Genomic DNA, 1,359 nt, shown 5'->3' on the forward strand with positions numbered 1-1,359 from the left:
CACCAAATATGGTATATAAATTATCAGCGTAAATTCAATTTTAACCTGTAGCCATATTTCAGGACTAGACATTTAAACCAAACACTTCCAAATGAAAAAACTGACTATAATTTATGCTCTTTTAATAGGAATAGGAATTTCATCTTGCTCATCTGATAACAATAATTGCTTAAAAAGTAAAACTATAGACGTCGGAGTTATTGAAGAACTTAAAATAGTTAGTCATAAAGAAATCTACGCTGACTCCAATTATGAAATTTGGATTTCTACATTTTCATCACCAAATGGAGATGGAATAAGAGATACATTCACGATAATTATAATAGACATAAATAACGGTGGAGAATTTGATAGTTCTACTAGTACAAATGCCGTAGAATTTCTAAAAAGCGCAGAATTAAAAATCTCTAATGAATGCGAAGAGATTTTCTCAACTAATAATATAAATAATTTGACTTGGTATCCAGGATATCAACCGCCTCAACCCGAAGGAATATATAATGTGAATTTAAAACTGACTTTGGCAAACGACACCAATATTGATATAACAGACTCATTTGAAGTGATTCTGACGAGTGATTTGCCTTGATGAATTAATAAAAACTGTTTGTAACATTGTATAAAAATAATGCTTAAGTTTAATCCTAAATCTAAAAGTTAGTGCGTATTTGGTCACTCTGATTTTCCTACGGAAAATCCTCGGACACAAAACCGCACTATTCTTATACGTAACCGTTGTATGCCATTTGACCAAAAAACAAAAATTGGAAGAAAAAATTAAAATAAGACCTCTCAAACTATCAGATAGAGCTGAATTAGCGAAACTTGCGAATAATAAAAAGATTTGGGATAATTTAAGAGACTACATTCCATTTCCATATAAGGAAAGTGATGCTGAATTTTTCATAGACCTAACGAAAAAAGAAGACCCGAAACAAACTTTTGGAATAGAATACAAAGGCAAACTTTCTGGCGTAATTGGATTAGTAATGCAAAAGGACGTGTATCAAAAATCTGCCGAAATCGGATATTGGATTGGTGAACCATTTTGGGGAAATGGAATCGCAACAAAAGCAGTCGAATTGATTACCGAATACGGATTTAATCAACTTGATTTAAATCGAATTTATTCTGGAGTATTTGAATACAATATCGCTTCTATGAAAGTACTTGAGAAAAATGGCTATAAAAAAGAAGGAATCTTCAAAAATGCGATTTTAAAAAATGAAAAAATCTGTGACGAACATAGATTTTATAAACTGAATGAAAAATAAAAACGGCATACAACTTTCACGTATATAGTTTGTGTCGCCTTATTATTTTGCTTGAGCGAGGCAGAAATGCGATAGCATTTTAGCG

The 1,359-nt window shown here is 31.4% G+C and carries 2 protein-coding genes; both read left to right on the forward strand.

Annotation, left to right across the window (positions count from 1 at the left end):
• The first annotated feature begins 91 nt into the window (after positions 1-91).
• Entirely contained in the window at positions 92-589 is a 498-nt protein-coding gene (locus Q0739_RS14820; protein ID WP_298239515.1) for a hypothetical protein, read from the forward strand.
• Positions 590-764: 175 nt separating this feature from the next.
• Positions 765-1,274: a GNAT family protein gene (locus tag Q0739_RS14825; protein ID WP_298239516.1), complete on the forward strand. Its 510-nt coding sequence runs from the start codon at positions 765-767 to the stop codon at positions 1,272-1,274.
• The last annotated feature ends 85 nt before the right edge of the window (positions 1,275-1,359 follow it).

The sequence above is a fragment of the uncultured Algibacter sp. genome, assembly GCF_947487605.1.
GTDB lineage: Bacteria > Bacteroidota > Bacteroidia > Flavobacteriales > Flavobacteriaceae > Algibacter_D.

Bases quoted from the DNA above. Each gene is read 5' to 3' on its own strand.
- Q0739_RS14820 (WP_298239515.1), top strand. From the start codon at position 92: ATGAAAAAACTGACTATAATTTATGCTCTTTTAATAGGAATAGGAATT.